Source organism: Burkholderia sp. AW49-1 (assembly GCF_053427845.1).
Map to the genome: position 1 here is coordinate 1 of NZ_JBSAXF010000129.1, position 297 is coordinate 297.

The window sequence follows — 297 nt, forward strand, 5'->3', positions numbered from 1 at the left end:
ATGTTCAGCGCGGTCGCTTCGACGTTTTCCGCCAGGCCCGCTTCGAGCTGCGGCGCGTCGGCCAGCAGTACCTTCGACACGCCTGCGATCTTTGCTGCCGCATCGGCCGCGCCCTGCGCGTTGTGCCCCGCGACCAGCACGTGAATGTCACCGCCAATCTTCGCTGCCGCCGCCACCGTGTTCAGCGTCGCGGCCTTGATCGACGCGTTGTCGTGTTCTGCAATCACCAGAATCGTCATTTCTTTGCGCTCCCTCTTACAGCACCTTGGCTTCGGTCTTCAGCTTCTCGACCAGCGT

1 pseudogene is annotated in these 297 nt (G+C 63.0%); it reads right to left on the minus strand.

Annotated features, from left to right (window positions below):
* Window positions 1-239 (minus strand): annotated as a pseudogene (locus ACV22W_RS33725) (electron transfer flavoprotein subunit alpha/FixB family protein); the annotation flags it as partial.
* Window positions 240-297: the final 58 nt, after the last annotated feature.